General features: G+C 36.8%; 27 protein-coding genes and 1 pseudogene. 10 read left to right on the top strand and 18 right to left on the bottom strand.

The window, feature by feature from the left end; genetic code table 11:
* Positions 1-258: 258 nt before the first annotated feature.
* The 3 genes from IQ247_RS24245 to IQ247_RS24235 all read right to left on the bottom strand — a co-directional run bounded on the left by IQ247_RS24245 (position 259) and on the right by IQ247_RS24235 (position 2,767).
* Complete coding sequence (locus IQ247_RS24245) at positions 259-468, bottom strand: hypothetical protein (protein WP_193923910.1); 210 nt, start codon at positions 466-468, stop codon at positions 259-261.
* Positions 469-764: 296 nt separating this feature from the next.
* Positions 765-2,378, bottom strand: coding sequence for a bifunctional metallophosphatase/5'-nucleotidase (locus IQ247_RS24240; RefSeq protein WP_193923908.1), 1,614 nt, complete (start codon positions 2,376-2,378; stop codon positions 765-767).
* A 32-nt stretch (positions 2,379-2,410) separates the two neighbouring features.
* On the bottom strand, positions 2,411-2,767 hold the full coding sequence (locus tag IQ247_RS24235; protein ID WP_193923906.1) for a hypothetical protein: 357 nt from the start codon (positions 2,765-2,767) through the stop codon (positions 2,411-2,413).
* 546 nt (positions 2,768-3,313) lie between these two features.
* On the opposite strand from IQ247_RS24235, the gene IQ247_RS24230 reads away from it, so the two are divergent.
* From IQ247_RS24230 to IQ247_RS24220, 3 genes are all read left to right on the top strand, one after another.
* Positions 3,314-3,802, top strand: a complete 489-nt coding sequence (locus tag IQ247_RS24230; protein WP_193923904.1) for a helix-turn-helix domain-containing protein — start codon at positions 3,314-3,316, stop codon at positions 3,800-3,802.
* A 172-nt stretch (positions 3,803-3,974) separates the two neighbouring features.
* A complete protein-coding gene (locus IQ247_RS24225) occupies positions 3,975-4,184 on the top strand; it encodes a hypothetical protein (RefSeq protein ID WP_193923902.1) in 210 nt (69 codons plus the stop codon).
* Entirely contained in the window at positions 4,181-4,447 is a 267-nt protein-coding gene (locus IQ247_RS24220; RefSeq protein ID WP_193923901.1) for a type II toxin-antitoxin system RelE family toxin, read from the top strand. The genes IQ247_RS24225 and IQ247_RS24220 overlap by 4 nt, the downstream gene beginning before the upstream one ends.
* A 301-nt stretch (positions 4,448-4,748) precedes the next feature.
* Here IQ247_RS24220 and IQ247_RS24215 read toward each other — a convergent pair whose 3' ends face one another.
* The 4 genes and pseudogenes from IQ247_RS24215 to IQ247_RS24205 all read right to left on the bottom strand — a co-directional run bounded on the left by IQ247_RS24215 (position 4,749) and on the right by IQ247_RS24205 (position 6,419).
* Positions 4,749-5,015 (bottom strand): BrnA antitoxin family protein, encoded by a 267-nt coding sequence (locus IQ247_RS24215; protein WP_193923900.1) that lies wholly within the window; start codon positions 5,013-5,015, stop codon positions 4,749-4,751.
* Positions 4,999-5,274, bottom strand: a pseudogene (locus IQ247_RS24210) (BrnT family toxin). Before IQ247_RS24210 ends, IQ247_RS24215 begins: the two are co-directional and overlap by 17 nt.
* 301 nt (positions 5,275-5,575) lie before the next feature.
* Positions 5,576-5,683 (bottom strand): hypothetical protein, encoded by a 108-nt coding sequence (locus IQ247_RS33435; RefSeq protein ID WP_322745567.1) that lies wholly within the window; start codon positions 5,681-5,683, stop codon positions 5,576-5,578.
* Positions 5,684-5,735: 52 nt separating this feature from the next.
* The gene (locus IQ247_RS24205; protein WP_193923899.1) at positions 5,736-6,419 is read right to left on the bottom strand and encodes a MeeY/MeeF family manganese export membrane protein; all 684 of its coding nucleotides are present in this window, start codon (positions 6,417-6,419) and stop codon (positions 5,736-5,738) included.
* A 381-nt stretch (positions 6,420-6,800) separates the two neighbouring features.
* Between IQ247_RS24205 and IQ247_RS24200 the strand changes: the two genes are divergently transcribed.
* Both IQ247_RS24200 and IQ247_RS24195 read left to right on the top strand, forming a co-directional pair.
* On the top strand, positions 6,801-8,501 hold the full coding sequence (locus IQ247_RS24200) for an esterase/lipase family protein (RefSeq protein ID WP_193923897.1): 1,701 nt from the start codon (positions 6,801-6,803) through the stop codon (positions 8,499-8,501).
* A 164-nt stretch (positions 8,502-8,665) separates the two neighbouring features.
* Positions 8,666-9,088 carry a lysozyme inhibitor LprI family protein gene (locus tag IQ247_RS24195; protein ID WP_193923895.1) on the top strand — a complete coding sequence of 141 codons (423 nt, stop codon included), beginning with the start codon at positions 8,666-8,668 and terminating at the stop codon, positions 9,086-9,088.
* A 347-nt stretch (positions 9,089-9,435) separates the two neighbouring features.
* On the opposite strand, the gene IQ247_RS24190 is transcribed toward IQ247_RS24195, so the two are convergent.
* Complete coding sequence (locus IQ247_RS24190; RefSeq protein WP_193923893.1) at positions 9,436-9,825, bottom strand: 6-pyruvoyl trahydropterin synthase family protein; 390 nt, start codon at positions 9,823-9,825, stop codon at positions 9,436-9,438.
* Between the two features lie 465 nt (positions 9,826-10,290).
* Between IQ247_RS24190 and IQ247_RS24185 the strand changes: the two genes are divergently transcribed.
* Positions 10,291-10,578 (top strand): Mo-dependent nitrogenase C-terminal domain-containing protein, encoded by a 288-nt coding sequence (locus IQ247_RS24185; RefSeq protein ID WP_193923892.1) that lies wholly within the window; start codon positions 10,291-10,293, stop codon positions 10,576-10,578.
* Here the strand turns inward: IQ247_RS24185 and IQ247_RS24180 are convergent.
* Positions 10,575-11,828, bottom strand: coding sequence for a GAF domain-containing sensor histidine kinase (locus IQ247_RS24180; RefSeq protein WP_193923890.1), 1,254 nt, complete (start codon positions 11,826-11,828; stop codon positions 10,575-10,577). The genes IQ247_RS24185 and IQ247_RS24180 overlap by 4 nt on opposite strands.
* Before the next feature lie 248 nt (positions 11,829-12,076).
* On the opposite strand from IQ247_RS24180, the gene IQ247_RS24175 reads away from it, so the two are divergent.
* From IQ247_RS24175 to arsS, 3 genes are all read left to right on the top strand, one after another.
* Positions 12,077-12,754, top strand: a complete 678-nt coding sequence (locus IQ247_RS24175) for a response regulator transcription factor (protein WP_193923889.1) — start codon at positions 12,077-12,079, stop codon at positions 12,752-12,754.
* Between the two features lie 285 nt (positions 12,755-13,039).
* Positions 13,040-14,008 carry an arsenosugar biosynthesis arsenite methyltransferase ArsM gene (gene arsM / locus IQ247_RS24170; protein WP_193923888.1) on the top strand — a complete coding sequence of 323 codons (969 nt, stop codon included), beginning with the start codon at positions 13,040-13,042 and terminating at the stop codon, positions 14,006-14,008.
* 159 nt (positions 14,009-14,167) lie between these two features.
* Entirely contained in the window at positions 14,168-15,154 is a 987-nt protein-coding gene (gene arsS / locus IQ247_RS24165; RefSeq protein WP_193923887.1) for an arsenosugar biosynthesis radical SAM (seleno)protein ArsS, read from the top strand.
* Positions 15,155-15,642: 488 nt separating this feature from the next.
* On the opposite strand, the gene IQ247_RS24160 is transcribed toward arsS, so the two are convergent.
* From IQ247_RS24160 to IQ247_RS24120, 9 genes are all read right to left on the bottom strand, one after another.
* On the bottom strand, positions 15,643-16,101 hold the full coding sequence (locus IQ247_RS24160) for a lipocalin-like domain-containing protein (protein ID WP_193923886.1): 459 nt from the start codon (positions 16,099-16,101) through the stop codon (positions 15,643-15,645).
* Positions 16,101-16,778, bottom strand: coding sequence for a lysozyme (locus IQ247_RS24155; protein ID WP_193923885.1), 678 nt, complete (start codon positions 16,776-16,778; stop codon positions 16,101-16,103). Before IQ247_RS24155 ends, IQ247_RS24160 begins: the two co-directional genes overlap by 1 nt.
* A gap of 151 nt (positions 16,779-16,929) precedes the next feature.
* Positions 16,930-18,474 carry a right-handed parallel beta-helix repeat-containing protein gene (locus IQ247_RS24150; protein WP_193923884.1) on the bottom strand — a complete coding sequence of 515 codons (1,545 nt, stop codon included), beginning with the start codon at positions 18,472-18,474 and terminating at the stop codon, positions 16,930-16,932.
* Positions 18,475-19,186: 712 nt separating this feature from the next.
* The gene (locus IQ247_RS24145) at positions 19,187-19,375 is read right to left on the bottom strand and encodes a hypothetical protein (RefSeq protein WP_193923883.1); all 189 of its coding nucleotides are present in this window, start codon (positions 19,373-19,375) and stop codon (positions 19,187-19,189) included.
* Entirely contained in the window at positions 19,372-19,620 is a 249-nt protein-coding gene (locus IQ247_RS24140; protein WP_193923881.1) for a hypothetical protein, read from the bottom strand. Before IQ247_RS24140 ends, IQ247_RS24145 begins: the two co-directional genes overlap by 4 nt.
* A 9-nt stretch (positions 19,621-19,629) precedes the next feature.
* On the bottom strand, positions 19,630-20,256 hold the full coding sequence (locus IQ247_RS24135) for a hypothetical protein (RefSeq protein WP_193923878.1): 627 nt from the start codon (positions 20,254-20,256) through the stop codon (positions 19,630-19,632).
* A 3-nt stretch (positions 20,257-20,259) separates the two neighbouring features.
* Positions 20,260-20,664, bottom strand: coding sequence for a hypothetical protein (locus IQ247_RS24130; RefSeq protein WP_193923877.1), 405 nt, complete (start codon positions 20,662-20,664; stop codon positions 20,260-20,262).
* A 22-nt stretch (positions 20,665-20,686) separates the two neighbouring features.
* Positions 20,687-21,745 (bottom strand): hypothetical protein, encoded by a 1,059-nt coding sequence (locus IQ247_RS24125; protein WP_228059998.1) that lies wholly within the window; start codon positions 21,743-21,745, stop codon positions 20,687-20,689.
* The gene (locus IQ247_RS24120) at positions 21,712-22,410 is read right to left on the bottom strand and encodes a hypothetical protein (protein ID WP_193923875.1); all 699 of its coding nucleotides are present in this window, start codon (positions 22,408-22,410) and stop codon (positions 21,712-21,714) included. Before IQ247_RS24120 ends, IQ247_RS24125 begins: the two co-directional genes overlap by 34 nt.
* On the opposite strand from IQ247_RS24120, the gene IQ247_RS24115 reads away from it, so the two are divergent.
* Positions 22,397-22,769, top strand: a 373-nt coding sequence (locus IQ247_RS24115) for a hypothetical protein (protein WP_193923873.1), incomplete at its 3' end; no start/stop codon positions are given. The two genes, IQ247_RS24120 and IQ247_RS24115, sit on opposite strands and share 14 nt — an antisense overlap.

The following is a 22,769-nucleotide window of genomic DNA, read 5'->3' as shown; positions in this document are numbered from 1 at the left end:
GGGGAGATGGGGGGAGAAATTAATTCCCGTCCTCCTAACTCCTAACTCCCGTACAGACGTAGCATTGCTACGTCTCTACAATTCTTAACTCCTAACTCCTAACTCATTCCCAGACCCTACAAATCCGACATAAAATAAACGCTAGTTAGTCGCTGAAAATAATAAATTGAGAGTGTTTCGCAGCGAATCAGCACCAGCGACAATTGCTCTTAAAGTTCACCCGGAAACCGTTCGATATCCTCTATTAACGTGATATGTTTATTTTGCTCGATATCGCACAATCTGTGAATAGTAAGCAACTATATTTGCACCAGTAGTTGTTTGTACATCATATTTAATTCCACCAGAATATACATAAATAATGGTTCCCTCTGTGCCATCATTTAATAAGACTTCATGGTTTAATTTGATGTCTGAAGCACTGCTGGGGGTGTAACCGATGTCGCCGGAAGAAAAGTAACCAGACATGTTTTATCACCTCAATAGTTTTTGTCAGTTTTATCGGGAAAATATTCAGATTTAATCAAATCTAGAGATGCAAAATATTCGGTATTTACTGATAATTATAATTATTGAATTTAGTAGTATGAGTGAAATCATATACATCTAATCAATCTTTATATACTGCATTAAAAATTAAATTAAATACGCCATATTCTGAGTTATTGTTCTTATGAAAGTAGTGATTTAGCAAAAAATCAATATTTAGGATAAATTACAACCCCGACTGAGAGAAATTGTCGGGGTTGTGGGAAAGAGGACAGTTAAAGATATGTGGTTATAGCTTTATGAACAATTCGCTTGTCTACTTGTTGAGTAACAGGCAAGTGAGAAGTAATATAATCTGTGACTACATCTACTAACAAAAAGCCTGTATCAACTTGGTTTTTCCCATTTTTGAAAACCTTGTAACCATCACCACCACTCAAGAGAAAATTGTTAGTAATGACACGGTAAATAGAGTCAGCTTCGAGTGGTTTATAGTTTCCATCAGAGTTTTGTATTTGGATAGATAAAATGCGATTACCAACGGTAGCTATAGGATTCCATTCAAAACGTAATCCTGCAACCTGGGGAAAACGCCCTTCTCCATCTTCTATTTTGCTGACACCGTTTTCTAGTGCTTGCTTAAGTTGTGTGCCAGTCAAATCAAGCCGAGTAATTGTGTTCCCAAAGGGCAATACTTCTAGCAATTGTCCGACAGTTACATGACCTGTGGGAATACTAGTTCTGATGTTACCACTATTGATGATTACGACTTGAGCGCCATCAGGACGAGTTTTATCCAGCATGGCATCACTAATCAAGTCACCCAAGTTCGTTTCTTGAGTGCGTATGGTAGTTCGATTTGCATCCAGTGCTACAGTTGTTTCACCTACTATTTTTTCGCGTAGTGCTTCAATCGGCGCTGCAAACTGTTCTAATTTTTCTTCAAAGGCTAAGTCTGGTGAAATATCTTTACTCACAGGTTTAGGGGAACTTTTCCAAGAAATAACGTCGCCTTTAGTATCAAAGCCAACTCGAATGTCTCCCAAATATTTGCCCCATTCCCAATCAGTCACAATCAGTACTTTATGACCATCAGGCGATTTCTCGATTATTGGATAGGGTTCTGTCGCACCAGGCATTTTACCAAGTGGTGTATGGGAATGACCACCAACAATTACATCAATACCGTTAACTCGACGGGCTAGTTCCTGGTCAGCGTTAATACCAATATGAGTCAGAGCAATAATCTTGTTAACATTTTGAGCAGTTAAAGCTGTAACTGCGTTTTTTGCAGCGAGAATAGGGTCTGTGAAAGTTAGACCATCACCAGGATTTGAGAGAATTGCTGTCTCTTCGGTAGTGAGTCCAAAAACACCTATCTTTTCACCGTTTATCTGAAAGATAGTCCAAGGTTTTATCTTGTCAGCAAGTGGTGAAGCTTTATCTACCTCGATGTTGGCAGAAATTAGGGGAAATTGGGCTTTGTTAATAAAATCAGCTAATACTTGTTGTCCACGGTCAAAGTCATGATTACCAAGAGTTGCAGCATCATAACCCAAGGCATTATAGAAGTACAAATCCGCTTGACCTAGATAGCGATTGAAATAAAGAGTTCCTTGAAAAATATCACCTGCATCTAACAGCAAAAGTGGTTCTTTTTTTGCTGCATTTTGAGAACGAATTTTGTCAATTAGTGTTTTGCGTTTGGTAATACCACCCAATTCATAGTTAGCAATTTGAATAGGTTCTAAATGGGCGTGGTGGTCATTTGTGTGTAGGATGTGTAAGGTATAGTTTGGCTGTTGGATGAAAGCAGGGCTAACAATGGAAAAGAATAAGCTACCGAGAAGTAAGATTAAAGCTAGAAACCATAGCCATAGATAACGCATTACATTGCTGCCTTAAATTAAGAGTTGAGAGTTTAAATGTATGGTGAACGAATTTTGAAGTATTGAATAACACCTTCACCTATCGCTTTTGTGACTCCCCCAGCAACACCTGCTTTAATAGCCCATCCGATTACTGGAATAAAACTTAGCCCCACATCGGCGATATAATGTCCTACTCTATTTCCAGCAAGTGAAGCAAATATTGCGACAGCTTCTTTCTCATTTATTTCTGTAAATCCAAATATGCGTCCTACAGCAATAACCATTGCAATATCGCCAGCTCCAAGAACAATACTAGACCCTGGTATCCAACCTGTTCCTGTTGCTGCTACTGACCATGCATCAACTACTTGGCGAGCTTGCTTTTCTGCTTCAGCTAATGATGACATAAGAAATAACCTCCATAACTTTTATTTGATGTACTATAAGTACTGAGCTAATTTTTTCCTTAGCCGAAAATATGATCTAAGACTTACGCAAGTGTCACAATGGGTAATTGGTGCGTGACACCACAAGCTTTATTACTACGTTCATAATTTCTATAAGTGTCACAGCACCCAGAAGAGAAAAGATGCCAGTTGCGTAAGTCCTATAATCGATACCGACAAAGCATCCCAGCAGATTACAACGCAAACAATTACCTGCCAAACACCAAAAATCTTGATGCGTCTAATCCAATACTCTTCAAACTATTCAACTGTTAGCAATAACTAACACTCTCGTCAAAAACCTCAATCCCCGTCCGATGCACAGGCTGGTAGACAACCAATCAACTTCTCTACTATCTCTTCCTAAGCTGCACCCGCATCTATACTTAAAATGATGTAGTATTTATCTAATTAATCTCAGTATATACCAGTAAAAAGCTAATTGAATGCTGATAAATATCAGGATTTAAATTAGAATTACATCAGTAACTAATAAGGATAATACATATGGGAGCTACTGATGAGTATTTCACCCAAGCAGGGAACCACTGGGATTTAGAGACTTTATATATTGATTTAGCGTCTGCCAAGGGAAAACGTTTGACACCAGTGGAAAAGCTTCATTTACGGGGTTTGCTTTGTGGTCACAGCCCTGGGGAAATTGCAGAAAAGCTGGGTAAAAATGCCAAGGGAGTGGAAACTGACCTTTGTGCAACTGTGTATAAATACGTTAAGGGTTTGGTGGATAAGGGTAATGCAAAGGTGGAAAATTGGCGAAATATTTCTGAGTGGTTAGAAGAAGCTGGTTATAAAAGTTTGTCTTCTGTAAAGGCGCAGGGAATGGATTTGTTACCAGAAAATAGTGTAGTTAATATTACAAATATAAATATTGAACAAAATCAATTAGTAATTGTTCTGAACCTAAGAATTCCGACTAAATTAGCTTCAGAATCGATGAAAAATGAAATAAATATTGATAGTAATCAGGCGAAATAAATATTTTTGATTTTTTTTTCCAGTGTAAGTTGAGTTCTATATTGAATCATCTCACCACTCATTTACATCCACCTAGGGATGTGCGATATTTTACGACAAGCCTTACGGCTAAGCGCTACCTGCAAGCAAACGTTTGCTATCCTAGTATCAATCAAAAGTTTAAGGAAGTAAGATGACGGAACTAAATCTTGACGAAGATAAAATCAAGCAAATATTTAAAATTGCACTCACCGAAGTTATACAAGAACAAAAAGAAGTATTTTCTGATTTATTAGCAGAAATCATTGAAGATATAGCTCTGGAAAAAGCCATTAAAGAAGGTGAAGATACTGAGCTAGTGAGCCGAGAGGCTATTTTCAATATTTTGGGAAATAAAGGATGAATGTTGAGTTTAGAAAGAGTTTTGAAAAAGACTTAAGCAAAATTCGAGATGAAACCTTGCTACAGAAAATACAAGCAGTAATTGAAGAAGTCGAAAATGCTGAAAATCTTCTAGATGTGAAAAATGTTAAAAAACTTAAAGCTGATGGTGATTATTATCGTATCAGAATTGGGGACTACAGAATTGGGTTAACAATCTCTGATGACGCAATTGTTTTTGTTCGAGCACTTCAAAGAAAGGATATTTACAGATATTTTCCTTAAGAACTTAGGGGGAGTGCGTTAGCATTCCCTCAGATTCTGCTGGGCTTATTTAAGATTGAAGTACAAGTTATCATTGCGTTTTGGTGGTTTTGAGGAATGCGATAAGCCTTCTTGCTTTACGCTGAGTCCCAAAGGGACACGCTACGCGTAGCTTGCTTCCACAAAGTGGTACGCGTATCGCGTTTATTTGGGATATTTGGGGATGGCGATTGCCTTTTGGTTGTGTTGGGGATGGCGATAAGCCTTCTTGCTTTACGCTTCGCGTATCGTGTTTCGGTTTTGGGATTGCGATCGCGTTTCTTCAGCCTATTTTCTCTAATAGGGCTTCATTAATAACCGTTTGATAGCCTATCCCTCGCTTTTCTGCTTCTTTCTTTGCCCAAGCTATGATTTTAGGATGAAATCTAATGGAAACCGCCTCATACTTTTCCTCTTCATCCTTAGCTGGTCGTCCGCGCTTCCTGAGTGTAACCCCAAACTGATCTGCGATCGCATCTCTGAATTTTTGGTTTTCCTCTGGTGTAACTCGTCTTGCTTTGTCAAAAGGAAACTCAGATTCCTGATTCATATTTTTGACACTCCCTTTTTGTCGCTTTTCTCGCACTAATTATCCTAATTCCCTCACCTCGCATGGTAAAAACAACCACAACAATTAAGCCATTTTCCGCTTCACCAATTGCTCATTCCCTTTCTTCTCCCTGAGAATGGCTAGAGTCCTCCGTAAACATGAGATAAGGGTCGGCAAAAACTGTTACAGCTTCCTCAAATCGAATACCATGCTTCAAAAAATTTGACTCAGCTTTATTTTCGTCCCATTCAAAGCGCATTTATAGTATATACCAAAAATATTGTCTTTGCCATCCTACACCGACTTGGACTTTGGGATGAAGTGTGTAGATGCGAAGCTTGTGCGACGTAATGCGTTAGCGCAGCTTAACGAAATATCGCTTTTCGGTAGTTTTGAGGAATGGGTTAGCGCAGCTTAACGAAGTTATCGCCTTTTGGTTTTGGGGATGGCGATAAGCCTTCTTGCTTTACGCTGAGTCTTTCAGACACGCTGCGCGTTTACGCAGTATAGCGAAGCTAACGCGTATCATCTTTTGGTTGAGGGATAGCGATATCACTTTTTCAGCCTATTTTCTCTAATAGTGCTTCATTAATAACTGTTTGATATCCTATTCCTCGTTTTTCTGCCTTTTTTTTTGCCCAAGCTATGATTTTAGGATGAAATCTAATGGAAACCGGCTCATACTTTTCCTAATTCGTAACTTCTGTTTTTTCGCTTTCTTCAACTTGTGGAAGTACGTTTGGAAAATCCCCAAGCTAGGATGATGGCGATCGCACTAACTACTACCCACTGAGGAGGAACGAAAGCTTCGTTGACGACTCTGAGCAATAAGCGCACTCCGACGAATGCGACGGTAATATAACCGGCATCTTCGAGGTAGACAAATTCATCCAACCAACGGATAAATAAACCTGCCATGAATCTCAAAGTAATAATACCGATGGTGGTGCCGGTGATTACCAACCATTTCGTATCGGAAACTGCGATCGCAGTTGTGACGCTATCCAAGGAAAAGGCTAAATCCGTAAAGGCAATTACTGGTATGACTTGTAACAACGATTTGTAGCGGGGACCGTGATGGTGATGTTCTTCGTCTTCTTCGGAGGTGAAGTGTTGAAATACCAACCAAAGTAGATAAGCAGCACCGATTAACTCGAATTGCCAGTATTTTTGTACCCAAGTAGCGGTAAGAAGCAAAGTAATTCTTAACACGTAGGCAACGACTAAACCGATATTAAGCGCTTGACGTTGGATTTTTTCGTCGTCAAGTCCTTGGGCGATGGCGGCAAGGGCAATGGCGTTATCCGCAGATAGTACGGCTTCTAAAAAAATTAGAATAAGTAAGACTATAGATGCTTCAATACTGAAATTATAGTGTAGATAATCAAATATTTGGTCTAGCATTATGGGTTTCTCAAACAGCGCAATAAAAAGTTAACAGAAACTGGGAGTTTATTATTAGTAGCGCAATAAAAAGCTACTTTGATCAAGTTTAACCTGATTGAACTATATTCTACATATCAAGTTTGGTCTTCCGCAGGTGTGGTTTTCCGGTGGTGAAATCCGAGAATATCTGAGAATAAATTAAAATGATAGTTCATTTAAGTGAATCAATATTTTTATTTTTAACTATATAATACAAATTTCATAGTCATGAAAATTAATAATTATTCATCGAATATGACATATATTTTTAAAAATAAATATGTAAAATAATGAGATTTAGGTATAAAAGTCAATAGATAAACTACTTAAATTTGCACAAATAATCTTTCCAAGGTCACTATGTCTGAACCTACACGAAATTCTCAGCCAATCATTTTAATTAGAGGTTTTGGTCAGTTGGATGTTTCCGACGATAAAAAAGATGCATATCAAGGTTTTAATGATGGTAGCGTTTACTTGCATAAGCAAGGCGAAAATTATATCTATGAAGGGTTTATTTTACGGTTTTTGAAATCAAATTGGAAGTATAAAGATGCAACAAATGTAGTAAATTACTATGGTAAAGAGATAAATCAAGAGCCGGTACTTCCTCGCAAATTGCTGAATTTGGAAAACATGGTAAATCAAGGAGTTTCTCTATCTCCAACGTTGCAAAATCTCGAAACTAAAAATGTTATTAATAACTTCAAGCGTTTACAGACAGAAAAATTTTTTTCGGGGGATAAAATTGTTATTGACCCAGCAATGGCTTTACACTTACTAGAATCAGTAGAAAACGTTTGTCAAACGATTTGGGTGTTTCGCTACTATGATTTGAATGATCGAACATTTAAAACCTATGGTAAGGCGCTGGTGCGATTAATTGAATTTATTCGAGAATTGGCACATATTAACAATAATGAAAAGCCGAAAGTAAATATTATTGCTCACTCGATGGGTGGGCTGTTGGTGCGGGAAGCCATACAACGTGTTTACCCTGAAAATAATCAAAAAGCGGAAGATTTCATTAACAAAATTGTGACTCTTGGTACACCACATCAAGGTATTTCATTTCAATTGATAGAGAATTGGATTGGGATTAGTGCAAAAGATGAAATAAAACATTTTCATCCTGGTTTTCAAAATGACCCCAAAAATCAAGCATCTTTCACTAATTTTCATAAATATTTTCCAGTAGAAAGATTACTAACAGTAGTAGGAACGAATTACCGTAGTTATGATAAGCCAGCAGCATCTTTATTAAATCGTTTGTTTTCTGTAACCGATGAATATGGAGTCAATTACAATCGTAGCGACGGTTTAGTTAAACAAGCTTATGCTCAAATACCTGGAGTTCCTAGAACATTTATTCATAAAAGTCACAGTGGTAAAGACTCGCTGGTAACTTCAAGAGAAGCATTTGAAATTGCCACACGTTTCTTTTTTGGTAACTTGCGATCGCGATTGCGTTTTGTTAGGGGTAAGGTAACTCGCGGTAAAGATTTATTTGGCAAAAGTGAGTTTTTTATGGGGGTTTGTATTAAACCTCGTGGTGTGGATTTTGAGCTATTTCATCAAAGTAAAGAAGCAGAAAATTGTTATGGTCCTTTCAGTAAAACTGATTTGGATAATAGTGTTAATTTTCAAGAAAATAACCAAGAACTTGCTTTTGATTGGGCTGACGATAACAAGTTAATTTGGGAAGGTTATTTGGATACTATATCTATTTTGGCAGATGAAAGTATCACTCAAAAAGATATGGTAATACGGCTTGATTTTTATGTCGGAGAAAGAGATTTACTCGGTATCGGTTTTTCCGATAATGTAGTTTTTCACAAACAATATTACATTCGGGCTTTGTTACCAACAGAAAATCAACAGTTACAGCTTTTCTTACATAACGATGAAAGGTTTGCCGATAATGATAACGGAATACCAATGGAATTTAAAAATGGTGGTTGGGAGTTTGAAATTCGTGGTACTGGTTTTTTTAGTACTTTCCAAATAGAAGTTGATGTCGTTCCTGAAATGGGAGAAGCAAAGATATTTTCCATGGAATAAATAAAGTTTTAATGAAGTCGGGTTTTTACGATAAATATCTGTCACACAACACAACTATCATAAAAATCCGAATTTTCACGGAAATTCACGTTGATAAAATCCGGAATTAATTAGATGAATAGTGAGGTTATTAATGCCAAATACAAACAAGGATATACAAGTAAATGAAATTGCATTCTAACTTACAAAAACTTGCTCTTATTTCCCTACCAATTTTGGGTATTGTCGCTTCAGCAAATTTAGCTCATGCTAACTCTTATCAAATAGCTCAAAACGTCAATTGTAATAATCCTCAGACGACTTTGGAAATGAGAGTTTGTGCTGGTAGAAGTTATGAAGCAGCAGATAAAAAACTTAATCAAGTTTATCGACAATTGAAACCAAAATTAAATGCTAAGCAGCAGAAAAGATTAGTTGATGCTCAAATTGCTTGGATTCAGTTTAGAGATAAAAGTTGTGCTTTTGAAGCTGGTGAAGCAGAGGGAGGAACTTTAGAACCAGTTCTTAAACTTAGTTGTTTGACTGATGTTACCCAACAGCGAGTTAAAGATTTGGAAAGATATTTGAAAATAGTTAATAATCGGTAAAAATAAGTTTGATTGTAAGGAAAATGGGAATTATTCGGTAGCTCAACCTTGTAAAATAAACTTAAATCTATATTTCTAAGAGAATAAATATAATTGTCGAGAATCTGTTTTGGTTTTCATTTGTCTCTTTCCTCTTGCGGATTCCCATTCTTCCAATTTACCATCAGCTAAATCGTTTAATCGTTTAACTGTTCCCAAAGTATCACCAATTTCTGTACCTAACCAATATCTTTGCAGCTTTTGAGCAGCATAAAATGTAGTACCAGAACCACTACTTACTACTTACTACTCCCTTACCCCACCCCGCATTTTTGGCTTGCTCAAGTACTAGTAGCTTAATCCCAATCTCAATCATCCTCATACTCAGCCCAAGAATTCGCCGTTTCGGATACCGCAACTTTGATTTTTACACCTTCTGGTAATTTCTTTTTGGTTTCATCGTATATATATTTAGCAATCATCTCGGCTGTGGTTTCATATTCTGGAGGCATTACTTCGTTGAGAATACAATGATCCAATCCTCCTTTGGTGACATCTTTTTTAGCCCAACGTAAACTTCTAAAGTCGGCAACCATTACCGGATGAGGACAATATTCTGAGGAGTGTAATTTAGTGCTGATGGCTTCGATTCGCACTGTATAGGTATGCCCGTGCATTCGACCACAAGGGCCATTATAATCTTTGATGTAATGGGCGCTATCAAAGGTAAATTCGGTAACAAGTTTCCACTTGGGCATCTTAAATAGTACTTTGTCGCTGGTAGTTGTTGGGTGATGACAAGGAGTGATGTACCTACGTTGCTATTTTATCTTATTCAAACTGTTGCGGTTGATGGATTTGTCAATACCTGATATTTTACTGCTATTTTAATTCTCGATACAAATTGCAGTTTATGGAGACGTTGCAGTGCAACGTCTCTACATTATTGATTTGTATCAGCTTTAATTGAAACGATATTACAAGTCCTATAGGATTGCTATATGAATTTGTAATTAACTAAACTGTGCAATTTCTATAGTTTTCAACTTGCAAAATATGTCAGCTATTTGACAATTATTTTCTGCTCAAATTATCCGGAACCCTCAAATAGCTGTATGTAGTTATAGGTGTTCTAAAGAGTTGGAAATGCATAAGTTATTAAATCCGATCCTATTTATATATAGAACAGGATTTAAAACTAACTATAAAATGAGGTAAAAATCATGACAAGCTTTACTCAATTCAAATCCGAAAATGACTTTCTTTTCCCAGTTCGTCAATGGCTGGATTCACAAGAAGTTAAAAATTCTAAATTAGCTCACTTTCTGTGCAAACTCATTCCTGCACAATGTCCTTTTGAACGCGATATAGTAGTTTTTGGTCGTAAGTTATTTCACATTCCTCCAATGTGTAAATTAAATCCTCTTTACGAGCAAGTTGTGACTTTGCGCTTTAAAGCTTTATGCTATCTTGCTGATGAATGTGGTGAAGATATTACTGCTTATTGCTAAGAACAAATTGGTAATTTTACGCTTATTGTTGTTCCTTCTTCTGAGGAAGATTTAATCAACAATTCACCATTATGAGATTCTACTATGCGTTTAACTATTGCTAGTCCTAATCCAGTTCCAGAGGATTTTGTCGAGTAAAAAAGCTGAGTTAATTTTGGCAAAATCTCTGGGGGGATGGGTTCTCCACCGTTGCAAATGTTAATCAATACTTGCTCTTTAAGATTGTTTTCAAGTTGAATTTTGACGGTTTCTCCCACGCTTATAGCTTCACAAGCGTTACGGACAAGATTAATCATTATTTGTTTAAGTTTATCTTTATCTCCCATTACTTTTAACTGAGTTGATGGGGGATAGTTTTTTAGTTCAAAATCTATTTGACGTTGGTTTGAAAAAGGCATCATTCGCAATGATTCCAACGTTTCTGTGAGAAATTCATTAATATCAATTGTTTGTCGCTGTAAATGCTGAGGTTTTGCATAAAGTAAAATTTCTTTTAATAATCTTTCTAATCTATCTGCTTCTTCTAATGCTAAAGATAACCGTATTTGAGAAGCTTCTGATTTATCAATTTTATTAAAGTAATTCAAACCCATTTTCATGGTAGTAAAAGGATTGCGAATTTCGTGAATAATCCTGGAAGCAAATTCCCCAATTGCCGCTAAACGTTCCGTTTCTAGAAGTTTTGCTTGTGCTGCTTTTAATTCTTCGGTTCTGCGAGCAACTTCAGCTTCTAATATTTGATTAAATTTGCATTGTTGTTGATAAAGTTGATAATTATCAATTGCTGTTGCTGCACGTTCGGCAAATAATTCCACAATTGTAACTTCTTCTAAATTATATTTGCGGGGTTGTTGATGAAACGAACAAATGGTACCAATAACTTGTCCTTGGGAAGTGCGTAACGGAACTCCTAAATAAGAACGATATCCTTCGGGAACTTTACCATATTGTCTAGAGGTATTGGTATCTTCCACTGTCAGGCTTTTTCCTGTTTCTACTACCGTTCCAGTTACAACATCATGCAATGAATAAATAGTTTCATAATCATCTAGCTCTATACTGCTAGCAAGAATTTTGTCAAAATCTTTTTGACAAAGGGTGATTACAGACCAATCTATAGTAATTAATTTACTCACAGCGATGGTAATTTCTTGTAAAAATTCCTTTAATTCTCCATTGCGATAGCTCAGAGATGATAAAACTTCTAAAGTTCGCTGTTTTTGTTGTGAATTTTGTGATTCTAATAGCATCGATTTTTATTCAATAAGGGGAAATTTTGATTTAATTTTTATTTACTGATAAATAAGATATTTTTTTTAACTTTACTTTGATGGCTAATATTTTTTTTATAATAAATATCAAGAATATACAATATTTTCTTTAAAGCTCCAAATTAATATTAAGAAATTTTATGTCAATTATTGAATAAATCATGATATACCCATAGAATCAAGGCAAAAGGCAGTTTTATATATTTCAAATAAGATAAGTAAATTTTATGAAAGCACATATTTTACTGGTAGAAGACGAGGTAAAACTGGCTAAATTTGTAGAATTAGAGTTGGGTTTTGAAGGCTATCAAGTCAGCGTCGCAAATGATGGATTAACCGGATTAACGATGGCACGGGAATCTCAACCTGACTTAATACTTTTAGACTGGATGCTACCCGGCATGACTGGTTTAGAAATTTGCCGACGCTTACGAAGCACTGGGAATAAAGTACCGATAATTTTGTTAACTGCTAAAGATGAAGTTAGCGATCGCGTTGCAGGTTTGGATGCTGGTGCGGATGATTATGTAGTAAAACCGTTCAGTGTGGAAGAACTATTGGCGAGAGTACGCGCCCGTATTCGTAGAACATCTGAAGAAAGTAGCGAAAATATTTTACAGTTTGAAGATTTAAAATTAAACCGCAGTGCCAGGGAAGTTTACCGAAATTCGCGATTGATTGATTTGACAGCCAAGGAATTTGATTTACTCGAATATTTACTTTCTCATCCCCGACAAGTCATAACTCGCGATCGCATTCTTGAAGAAGTCTGGGGTTATGATTTCATGGGGGATTCCAACATTATTGAGGTTTACGTGCGTTACCTACGATTGAAACTGGAAGCGAATCAGGAAAAGCGGCTGATTCAAACGGTACGTGGTGTTGGTTATGTTTTGCGAGAATGAATCAAAAAATTTAACATTATCCAAGCTGACTCTCAGGAAAAACTCATCTAGCAAAAGATAAATCATATTTAAATAAATATATAAAGAATCTACTCCCAGATTTTTGTCAGCCTTGTAGAATCAATAGTGGTACAGGTGAATAACCTGCTACCGCTTTTTTCAATTGAATTTATTTTCAGTGAAAATTCGTCCAACTGAAAGTTATTGAGATTAATATCTATCTAGTTTTTTTCAATAACAGGACAATCCAAAATCATCAATCTAAAATCTAAAATCTAAAATCGAATGACTTACTTAGAAACAGCAGCCCAATTTTACAGTGAAGTAGCCCAAAGTCCGGAAATTGGTCTTTGTTGCGTCCAAACTACCCCCATGCAGTTACCAGGTTTGCATATTCCTCTGAAGATGCAGGAAATGAATTACGGTTGTGGTACCACCGTTCACGCTAACGAACTCGGTAACGAACCAACGGTGCTGTATGTAGGGGTTGGCGGTGGTTTAGAAGCTTTGCAATTCGCTTACTTCTCCCGTCATGCGGGTGCGGTAATTGCGGTAGATCCAGTTGCAGATATGCGCGAAGCTGCAAAGCAAAATTTAGAAGTTGCAGCAACAGAGAATCCTTGGTTTGATGTCAGCTTTGTTGAAATTCGTGAAGGTGACGCTTTTAATTTACCAGTTGCTGATAGTTCCGTTGATATTGTGGCACAAAACTGTCTTTTTAATATCTTTGAACCCGAAGATTTAACTCGTGCTTTAAAAGAAGCATATCGTGTATTAAAACCGGGTGGACGTTTGCAAATGAGTGATCCGATTGCGACTCGTCCGATACCGGAACATTTAAAAAAAGATGAGCGTTTGCGAGCCATGTGTTTATCTGGTGCGTTGACTTATGAAGAGTATATTCAACGTATTATTAATGTTGGTTTTGGACAAGTTGAAATTCGCGCTCGTCGTCCTTATCGTCTACTGGAAGCTACTACTTATAATTTAAAAGAAAATCTACTTTTAGAAAGTCTGGATTCAGTAGCTTTTAAAGTCGAAATACCCGAAGATGGAGCTTGTCTTTTTACTGGTAAAACAGCAATATATGCAGGTTCAGAACCATTTTTTGATGATAATAAAGGGCATATTTTACAGCGAGGAATTCCGGCGGCTGTATGTGATAAAACTGCAAAAAACTTAGCGGATGCCTTACCAGAAAAAGTGATTGTCACCGATTCAACTTGGTATTATGACGGCGGCGGATGCTGCTAATAAAAGTTAGGAGTTAGGAGTTAGGAGTTAGGAGTTATGAAACCTTTGATATGCAGACCTTAAACCTTTGACCTTAAACCTTAGACCTTTGACCTTAAACCTTTGACCTTTGACCTTAAACCTTTGACCTTCAACCTGAAACCTTTGACCTTTAAAATTATGATCCAAACTATAGTAACACCTTTCAAACGTAAACTAAATTATTCTTTGAGCAAAAAGCAAATTAACGTTTTACAAATCAATTTAGGTAAGCGTTGTAATCTCGCTTGTATTCACTGTCATGTAGAAGCCGGACCAAAAAGAACTGAAGAACTTTCTCCGGAAATTTGCGAACAGTTAATAGAAGTAATTAACAGATTTCCTGAGATTAAAATTGTAGACTTAACTGGTGGCGCACCGGAAATGAATTATGGTTTTAAACCACTTGTAGAAGCTGCAATAAAAAATGGGAAACAGGTAATTGTTCGCTCCAATTTAACGATTTATTTTGTAGATGGATTTGCCGATATTCCCAAATATTTTGCTGATAATAAAATTAGGGTTGTTGCTTCTTTACCGTGTTATTTAGCTGATAATGTTGACAAAATGCGCGGTAATGGTGTTTTTGATGCTTCGGTTAAAGCTTTACAATGGTTAAATAAACTTGGTTATGGAAAAGCAGCAGATTTAATTCTGGATTTAGTTTATAATCCCCAATTACCGACAAACGAAAAATTTACTTTAACTCCCAATCAAGTTAAGTTGGAACAGGATTATAAACAGTTCTTGCAAGATAATTTTGATGTTGTATTTAACAACTTGTTTGCTATTACTAATTTACCAGTTGGTAGAACTAAATTTTATTTAGAAAGAAGAAAATTATATCAGCCTTACTTGCATTTTCTAGAATCCAATTTTAACCCTGTTACTGTTGAAAATTTGATGTGTCGTGATGAACTTTCGATTGATTACCTCGGTAATGTGTATGATTGCGATTTTAATCAGATGATGAATATACCCGCAACAACTCGTAACGGGGAAACTATTACAGTCGCAAAGTTGCTGGAAGCTGGTAATTTAAACTTAATTGGCGAAGTGCAAACTGCTAACTATTGTTATGGTTGTACTGCTGGTAGCGGTTCAAGTTGTGGTGGTGCTTTGTTATAGATTGGTAATTGCCGATAAATGCACAATTGCTCAACAAAATCATCTCGTTACCAAATTTGTTACCAGCGAACTATTAGCGCCTGCTAACTATAGACTTAACATTAAAGCAAGTCTCCTTACACCATATTACTTAAAACCGTAGACCTCCCTGAACTATCCTACGGTTTTTATTTTTTTATAGACTTTTACCCTAAAAAGCCTACTTCTGCTTACATCGAATCATAAAAAGTATGTACAAAAAACTTTGCGTTCCTCTGCGCTTACCTCCGCGTCACTTTGCGTTTAAAAATGTATAATTCCCATACAAACGGATTTGATATTAGTCGTGGAATTAATGTTAATTTAATCAAAAAATCTTGTTACAAAAATTGATACGCAAACATTTGCACAGCAACTTGCTGGTTATAATGAGATTAAAGTTAAGTTCCTCACACTATTAGAAAGCCGTGAAACCTTGTTTTTCATGGCTTTTTTATTTTTTAGAGCAATTATATCCGTTCCCAAACCAATTCAAATTTGGGCGTATCATCACTTTTACTTGGTGGGGTTTTTAAAGTAACTCGATTTCCATGTAATGTAAAAGTTCTAGTTAAACTCTTACCTACACGATTGGGAATTGATGCGATTTCGACATGATGAATAACAGTATTACCATCAAGGGTATAACTTCCAGCATAGGAATTGAAACTAGAAAACGCTTGCGATCGCTCTTCAATTGGTACTGAATGTATAGCAGTAGTCAGGGGTGAAGCTGAATTACCGCTTAATAATGGACGCTCGCTTTTTGAGAATATCACCATGATTTTACCTTCTGGGGTATAGGTGATGTAGCCAATCGGGTTAATTCCAAATGCTTCCTTATCAATCTTTCCGTCGGGAAATATAGCCGTGATTGAGATTAGTTTCCAAGTTCCAAGTAGTGGGTTATTTTGAGAAAAATTAGACATTATTTATTAAACAAATTTCCTTCATTCCGACGACGATTAATTAAACCCGGTAATTTTTTACCGTCAGCATGAACCCAACGATTTAGTTCAGTTGGTACAGCGCGATAATCTCCGTTATTTAATTTAGCCAATAATGTAGACGATGCAAATTGTGTTTCTCCAATATTAAATATAAAACTTACAAGCGCGTCAAATTGATTTTGATTCAGCGGTACTTTCACAAGTTTATTAACAGTTTGTTCGGCTTGGATTACATCACTACGTAAAATTTCCATCGCTCGTTCTTTGGTAATTCCACATTTAAATTCTTCCGGTTCTTTGCCACATATCGGTCCGTGGTGTACCAAATGACCGACACCTATTGTGGCATGATTGGCTGGGTCATTGTAAAGATGTAGAATTATTCCTTCATGGTCTGCAATAAATTTTAAACCTTCATTACTAGTTTTTTTCTTGTTTGAATTAGCCTTAATATTGGGTTCGGAAGTAATATTAGTATTTTCTAACGGTAAATAAACAACTTGACCAATTTGTAACCGTCGCGCTTCAGGTTCAGTAAAGCATTCTCCCGTATCTTTAGTTATTTCTCGCCAACGGTTGGCATTACCTAAATAACGTTGTGCGATTCCGCTTAAGGTGTCGCCACCTTTGATAATGTAAGAATTACGGTTGTTCATTCCTCTAATAATTTCTTCAGCAACACACAATTATCATTTTATCAACCTCTTTACATACAACAAAATGGAGAAAGCCTGTTTATTACAAGAATGCAGCTTTCTCCATTTTTCTAGTTTTTAGATTTTAATTCCCTGAAAAAATCAGTGGTAATTAAGCAAAAGTAACAGTGTTGTTGCTGCCTTGATTAACAATATCATCAGCAGTCAAACCTGTACTGCTAAGTATATCGATAGTATTGCCAGTACCAGTGATTATGATTGCTCCGTTTTCATTACCCTCGAAGGTAGTACCTTCGCCAATTTGGATGCGATTCTCATCACCAGCAAGTTCTAATCCCCATTCACCGTTATTGATGATCTCTGTACCGAATAACCCTACAGTGTTTCCGTTACCAAGAATTTCAATACCGTCTTCAGCATTGCGGAAGATTTTAGAGTCATTGATGGTTAGTTCGTTCATCTCTCCAGTGTAGTCAAATGAGAAACCACTAGAACCATTATCTAGCATGAAACTATCTCTGATAGTAATAGTGTTAGCATCACCATCAACTTCAAAACCTTGCTCTGCGTTGTCGAAAGTTTCTACATCGTCCCAGGTGATAGTGTTGTTTTCACCAAAGACATCAAATCCATCATCACCGTTGTTACGGAATGCACTCTCGATTACTTCAATAGTGTTTTCCGTTCCTCGGAAGTCGATATCGAAACCATCTTCTTTGTTTCCACCAAAAACGCTTCTATCTTGAATGGTAACTGTGTTATTACGTCCATCAATCTCGAAACCCTCTTCAGTATTACCATCCGAGGATACGTTATTTAAAGTGATGGTGTTGTCAGAACCCTCGATATCAAAACCATCATCACCGTTATTGCGGAATGTGGTTGTATTTAAGGTGATTTCGTTACCAACAGCGGTAATGTCATCACCAAAGCCGTCTCCACCATTATCAGAAAAGTTACCGTTGCTGCCGGTAATTGTGTTATTGCTACCATCAATTTCTAGACCATCCTCAACGTTACCAGTTGAAGAGGCTCTCTCTAAAGTAAAGGTATTGTCATTACCAAAGATATCGATACCATCATCTTTGTTGTCAAAGAATGCAGAGTCTTTGATGTCGAAATTATTACCTAAGCCTGTGCGAGGAATCACCAAACCGTCTTGGTTTGCTTCAAATTCGCTGGTATCGATGTTAAAAGTGTTATTTGTACCATCAACACCCAAACCTCCTGCTTCGTTGAAGCTTGCTTCTACTCGAAATAAATCGACAGTATTATTTTCACCAAAAACATCTATTCCATCATCACCGTTGAGGTTGAAAGAAGATTGGTTTGCTGTGACTGAAACATCGCTGACACCACCCCGAATTTCAAAACCATCATCTCCGTTGCTTGTGGATTCAACCTGTTCAAGCCCAACATTAACACCATCTTCTACAACTGCAATACCATCAGAGTCAAAGTTTCTGAAGGTTTCGTTCTCTACAACGATATCCTCTTCAACTATTAGTCCGACTCCTTCAAAGTCAGCTACCTCATCAGCAGGTGGAGTCGCACCAGAAGTGTCATCCATGTCGTTAGAGTCACTCATGTCACTAGTATCATCCATGTTCATGCCATTGGTGTCACTAGTATCATCCATGTTCATTTCATTGGTTTCACTAGTATCATTCATGTTCATGTCGTTCATTTCATCCATGATTAATTCTTCCCTGGGATTTTTTTAAGTTTTAGTAACATGAGCTAAGCCTAAATAATCACTCCAAAATTGCAACAAGTTCTCAGCTACTAATCTCTCGATTCGCCGATATACTTGCTTGTAAACAAGGAAAAGTTATGTAGAAAATGTAGCCTAATTAACGAAAACTTTCGGCAAAATGCGCTAAATTATCTAATAAGGTAAATTCAACACAATTACCTGCGATTTCAGGCTTTGATTGACACAACCCGTAAGTTAAGAATTTTTACTTAGCTCAAGTTAATTTAATAGTGACAACCCAAAATTATCTTTTATTTATTGGTAGTTTAAAAGTTAATTATTATTAGATTAATAGGAACATAATCTTTGTTTTTATCTAAATAGTTTCCACTGTCAGATTTTTTTTTAATATTCTTAAGGTCGATGCACTCTCCGAAGGTAGTCCGAATTATAGTCAGCTTACAGTTGATAAATTCACTATCTTATACGCTACAGTAATTTCAAGAGCGTGCATCGAATCCCCACACTTAAATTGAACAAATTGCGATCGCAACTTTTGACTACACATACTACAATCTAGTCGTAAACGTTGACCTGTGATTTCTAATGTTCGGAGTAGTACATAAGCGCTACTCCGAACATTACAAGTTAAATTGTTAGAGTGAACTAATAAGGAAAGCTACCAGCGTCAATTGGTAGCAGTGAGGAACACTTACCCGTTATTTGGGTCAATCTCAATTTTTGATTTGGCTGATTGCAACCGAGATAAGGCAAGGTCTACTTCTTTTTGGATTTCCGGCTGCTGATTTTTAGGTATAGAAGTATCAGCAATCATGTCTGTCACTTGTTCGCTAATTAAAAGAAGTGCTTTTAATAGCTGCAAAATATCTTTAATCTTCATTGTTTTTTTTCTAACCTTTCCAAAATCAATAAAATAGAATCTATACGAGCGGCGTTATCTTGCACCATTTGCTTGGTTTCATGAATACAGATAAATTCTCTTTTTCTGCTTGCCAATATTTCTTTCTTGAAATTTTGAAATTCCCCAAGATTTTCAAGGGTGATCTGTGTATTTCGTTGCAATAAAGTTAAAAGCACTGGAATAAGTGCATCTAGGAGTAATCGTAAAAAGGATATCCAGTCCATGTACAAATCCTATTGAGTCGAAAATTCAGTAATTCCTATTACTGTTTGACGGATACTATAAGCCCAATACTCCCCAAAATACATCCCAGAGATCGATTCTTCTAATACGTGGCGTTGATTGCTTTTGATTTCATCAAGTAATATAACCGGGTCATTATTTTGATCGAATTCTGTTGCAAGAATTACCGGGTCATTGATGGTTCTAAAAATTAACTGCACTCGTTGAGAATTTACATCTAAAATCTTTACAGGTGTAGACGCTGGCAACGTTATTTTTTTAGAACTAGGAATTAAAGCACGTAAATAACTCTGAGTATTCATGATTTTTTGGATTGAAATATTAGTTTTACCTAAATAGTAATTAGGATAAAACTTTAATTGAAATCTCCCTTTTTTTGGGAATTCAAACAGTTGTGTCCCAAATCTAATTATTTGTGAACTAGCTGTTAATTTATTGGGATAATCAATTAGTATTTGGTTAATTGTTCCACTACTTCTGTAATTTCTACTAGGATTTGCTTGTAGTGAAATTATTAAGCTTGAATCGTTCTTATCAAAGAGATAAGGGATAATAATAGACTCAACTGGTTTCAAGTCGAGCCTATATTGTGTTTTGAAAACTAATTTAGTTTTCATTTGTTAAGGTTTAGCACCTTTTTTAGCACCAATAGGGTATTGTCTTCCATTCACTGAGGTAAAGCTTTCCGGAACTTTTGTTGCTTTTTGTAAAAAAGCTTTTATCTCGGTGATGGTTGCACCTCCAGGAACTGGTATTCGGACTGCTTTATTCTTATCGCCACTTTTTACATATAACTTTATGCTTCCGGCTCCACTAGACCCACGTACTGCTAAGGTTGCTTTATTCTTAGTAACTACTTGAGCGTTTGGCACAACCTTAAATCCAAAGAACTCGGCTGTAGACTTGAGCATATATACATAACGGGCGCTACCTTTTGTCGTTGCTTGTTTTCCGCGACCCGTTCTTTTGACATCCCCAAATAAAACTGTTACTCTTGGCCCTAACGGCTTTCCTTTATTTGCCATTTTATTTGTTTAGGTAATTAGATTACAGATAATCAATAGCAATAACGGTTACAGCACCGTCAGTTTCCGAGCGAGAAGTGAAAGGCAAGTTTGCACTAATAACCGCGCTGCCAGTTTCCAAGTCAAACTGAACCTGCACGTTGTCCGGTTGGTTTTCTGCCGGAGTAATTGATTTTTCGGTGTTGCTTAAAAGTGTAGCGATTTCTACCATTGCTTCAGGTAAAGTGTCTGAAGTCATATCACCATCAAGAACAAAAGCACCATAAGTAGCACCTAAGTAGTTAACAGCAGTTAATTGAATAACACCATCAGCGCCTACAGTTGCAGTAACAGGAATCGTTGCAGCTACAGCAATTGTTCCGGTATCAAACGAAACGGTCGTAGAGATATTTCTTTGAGGTGGTAATCCAGGGTTAGCACCATTACGTGCATTTTCTGCTGCATCCAAAGCGCGGCAGATTTCAAAAAAAGCTGCGGGAATATTTGTACTTTTAACTAATCCTGAAACTCCGGGGTCAAATACGCTCATTAGTGCCTCGTTATACTTAATATAATATCCGTATTTGTATTCGAGCGTAGCCGGAAAACTGTTTTGTGCAAAGGGTGTAAGTGAAGTTGTACTCTTTGGGGCTACGGTCGAAGAGTTTAAGTCAACACCTTGCCTTACTAGTCCTGTTACGTATAAAGACCCATTTCTCGTTATGGTATTGCTAGAGCCTTGTAAAAAAAAATCCTGTATTTCTCTAGGAGACTGGTCTAATACTTTTTGCCAATCAAATTCAGCAATTCTCCCGCTTGGAGTTACAAAATTTTCTTTATTAGCAGGAATAAATTGATTGGGTCGTGTAGCTTTAGTAATTGGACTTTTGGGAAGAAATATATACCAATTTTTTTTGTATTTATAAGCAATAACAAGCTTCTTTTTTAATAGTCTTTTTAGGTACTTAATTAGGAAAGATTCTGAGTAAAATTTAATTATTCTTTTAAAGTCTTTAAGCTTAATTGCAAGTCTTCCTTGGATAGAATGCAGTTCAATTAATTCTGCTATCATTTCTTTTTCTCCCAAAGCTTGATTGACCACTCAGGAGCAACATCTTGCTGACCTTTAGGGAAATAGCTGCAACGAACTGGAACCACATTAGCCGACTTGTAAACCTTGTTTCGCTCTCCTATTCGGGGCGGTTGAATGCCTTTTAAAAACTTTGCATCAACAAAATTTTTTAATGAATTAATTACTCGTATCACTTCTGATTTACTAGAAGCATTGATAATAATTTTTGAATTGTCTGTAAGAACTAAAACACCTTCAGTATTTCCTTTCTTATATTTAGGAAAATCAGGTTTAAAGGTTTTTTGCTTATTGTAATGGGGTAGCGAAACGCTCCAACGACTTCTACCTAATTTTCCATTTGTCTCTTCTGCATATTGAATAACTAGTTGTGGCCGCTGAAAAACTCGAGCCTGCCACCATTCCGGAACTGCTAATGTAGGTTCAAGATTTTTTAACAAGCATAATTCTTCGTTTGTTTTTGCAATTTCCTGAAAGTTATATTGCACTTTTAGTGTTTCTGAGCCGCTCGAAGTCGATAATACTTTTACTTTTTTTGTTTCTCGCTTTGGTTTGTATTCACCGTTTTGTAATTCACAAGTAATAATCGGAACTTCAACATTTAACCAATTGATTTTATTTTGATCAAGTTTCTCTTCTATACCCGCAAGGCATGGGTCACTGTTGCAATTAGACATGGGTGGTGGTGCAGGTGTAGGAGTAGGTGCTGGTGTTGGATTAGGGTTTGGATTTGGTGCAGGTGTAGGAGTAGGTGCTGGTGTCGGGTTTGGATTTGGCGTTGGTGCCGGAGTAGGTGCAGGTGTCGGTCCAAATGTAGGATTTGGATCTGGTGCAGGGTTTGGGTTGGGGGTAGGACTAGGAGTGGGGTTTGGATTTGGAGTAGGGCTAGGAGTGGGGTTTGGGTTAGGAGTAGGGCTAGGAGTGGGGTTTGGGTTAGGAGTAGGACTAGGAGTGGGGTTTGGATTTGGAGTAGGACTAGGAGTGGGGTTTGGATTTGGAGTAGGGCTAGGAGTGGGGTTTGGATTTGGAGTAGGGC

The organism is Plectonema cf. radiosum LEGE 06105, from assembly GCF_015207665.1.
Classification (GTDB): domain Bacteria; phylum Cyanobacteriota; class Cyanobacteriia; order Cyanobacteriales; family Nostocaceae; genus Rivularia; species Rivularia radiosa_A.
Note: the sequence above shows the minus strand (reverse complement) of the source record. Positions and strands in the feature narration are given on the sequence as shown.

What these genes read in the sequence shown, in the direction of transcription:
- IQ247_RS24245 (WP_193923910.1), bottom strand. Translation starts at nt 468, where the DNA reads ATGTCTGGTTACTTTTCTTCCGGCGACATCGGTTACACCCCCAGCAGT.
- IQ247_RS24240 (WP_193923908.1), bottom strand. Translation starts at nt 2,378, where the DNA reads ATGCGTTATCTATGGCTATGGTTTCTAGCTTTAATCTTACTTCTCGGT.
- IQ247_RS24235 (WP_193923906.1), bottom strand. Translation starts at nt 2,767, where the DNA reads ATGTCATCATTAGCTGAAGCAGAAAAGCAAGCTCGCCAAGTAGTTGAT.
- IQ247_RS24230 (WP_193923904.1), top strand. Translation starts at nt 3,314, where the DNA reads ATGGGAGCTACTGATGAGTATTTCACCCAAGCAGGGAACCACTGGGAT.
- IQ247_RS24225 (WP_193923902.1), top strand. Translation starts at nt 3,975, where the DNA reads ATGACGGAACTAAATCTTGACGAAGATAAAATCAAGCAAATATTTAAA.
- IQ247_RS24220 (WP_193923901.1), top strand. Translation starts at nt 4,181, where the DNA reads ATGAATGTTGAGTTTAGAAAGAGTTTTGAAAAAGACTTAAGCAAAATT.
- IQ247_RS24215 (WP_193923900.1), bottom strand. Translation starts at nt 5,015, where the DNA reads ATGAATCAGGAATCTGAGTTTCCTTTTGACAAAGCAAGACGAGTTACA.
- IQ247_RS24205 (WP_193923899.1), bottom strand. Translation starts at nt 6,419, where the DNA reads ATGCTAGACCAAATATTTGATTATCTACACTATAATTTCAGTATTGAA.
- IQ247_RS24200 (WP_193923897.1), top strand. Translation starts at nt 6,801, where the DNA reads ATGTCTGAACCTACACGAAATTCTCAGCCAATCATTTTAATTAGAGGT.
- IQ247_RS24195 (WP_193923895.1), top strand. Translation starts at nt 8,666, where the DNA reads ATGAAATTGCATTCTAACTTACAAAAACTTGCTCTTATTTCCCTACCA.
- IQ247_RS24190 (WP_193923893.1), bottom strand. Translation starts at nt 9,825, where the DNA reads ATGCCCAAGTGGAAACTTGTTACCGAATTTACCTTTGATAGCGCCCAT.
- IQ247_RS24185 (WP_193923892.1), top strand. Translation starts at nt 10,291, where the DNA reads ATGACAAGCTTTACTCAATTCAAATCCGAAAATGACTTTCTTTTCCCA.
- IQ247_RS24180 (WP_193923890.1), bottom strand. Translation starts at nt 11,828, where the DNA reads ATGCTATTAGAATCACAAAATTCACAACAAAAACAGCGAACTTTAGAA.
- IQ247_RS24175 (WP_193923889.1), top strand. Translation starts at nt 12,077, where the DNA reads ATGAAAGCACATATTTTACTGGTAGAAGACGAGGTAAAACTGGCTAAA.
- arsM (WP_193923888.1), top strand. Translation starts at nt 13,040, where the DNA reads ATGACTTACTTAGAAACAGCAGCCCAATTTTACAGTGAAGTAGCCCAA.
- arsS (WP_193923887.1), top strand. Translation starts at nt 14,168, where the DNA reads ATGATCCAAACTATAGTAACACCTTTCAAACGTAAACTAAATTATTCT.
- IQ247_RS24160 (WP_193923886.1), bottom strand. Translation starts at nt 16,101, where the DNA reads ATGTCTAATTTTTCTCAAAATAACCCACTACTTGGAACTTGGAAACTA.
- IQ247_RS24155 (WP_193923885.1), bottom strand. Translation starts at nt 16,778, where the DNA reads ATGAACAACCGTAATTCTTACATTATCAAAGGTGGCGACACCTTAAGC.
- IQ247_RS24150 (WP_193923884.1), bottom strand. Translation starts at nt 18,474, where the DNA reads ATGGATGAAATGAACGACATGAACATGAATGATACTAGTGAAACCAAT.
- IQ247_RS24145 (WP_193923883.1), bottom strand. Translation starts at nt 19,375, where the DNA reads ATGAAGATTAAAGATATTTTGCAGCTATTAAAAGCACTTCTTTTAATT.
- IQ247_RS24140 (WP_193923881.1), bottom strand. Translation starts at nt 19,620, where the DNA reads ATGGACTGGATATCCTTTTTACGATTACTCCTAGATGCACTTATTCCA.
- IQ247_RS24135 (WP_193923878.1), bottom strand. Translation starts at nt 20,256, where the DNA reads ATGAAAACTAAATTAGTTTTCAAAACACAATATAGGCTCGACTTGAAA.
- IQ247_RS24130 (WP_193923877.1), bottom strand. Translation starts at nt 20,664, where the DNA reads ATGGCAAATAAAGGAAAGCCGTTAGGGCCAAGAGTAACAGTTTTATTT.
- IQ247_RS24120 (WP_193923875.1), bottom strand. Translation starts at nt 22,410, where the DNA reads ATGTCTAATTGCAACAGTGACCCATGCCTTGCGGGTATAGAAGAGAAA.